Source organism: Mammaliicoccus sp. P-M59 (genome assembly GCF_022386135.1).
Classification (GTDB): domain Bacteria; phylum Bacillota; class Bacilli; order Staphylococcales; family Staphylococcaceae; genus Mammaliicoccus; species Mammaliicoccus sciuri_A.
Genome location: NZ_JAJNJJ010000039.1, coordinates 1 through 367 on the forward strand (window position 1 = coordinate 1; position 367 = coordinate 367).

Here is a 367-nt window from a genome sequence, read left to right on the forward strand (position 1 = left end):
ATGCTGACTCAGATGCGGATGCTGACTCAGATGCGGATGCAGACTCAGACGCAGATGCTGATTCAGACGCAGACGCTGACTCAGATGCAGACGCTGACTCAGATGCAGATGCTGACTCAGACGCAGATGCAGATGCTGATTCAGATGCGGACGCTGACGCAGACGCAGATGCAGACGCTGACTCAGATGCGGACGCTGATTCAGATGCGGATGCTGACTCAGATGCGGATGCAGACGCAGATGCAGACGCAGATGCGGACGCTGACTCAGATGCAGATGCTGACTCAGATGCGGATGCTGACTCAGATGCGGATGCAGACTCAGACGCAGATGCTGATTCAGACGCAGACGCTGACTCAGATGCAGA

1 protein-coding gene is annotated in these 367 nt (G+C 55.6%); it reads left to right on the forward strand.

All coding sequences use genetic code 11. The annotated features are described in order from the left end of the window. The coding region (locus LQ617_RS15880) for a hypothetical protein (RefSeq protein ID WP_239740797.1) at nt 1-367 on the forward strand (367 nt) is incomplete at both ends.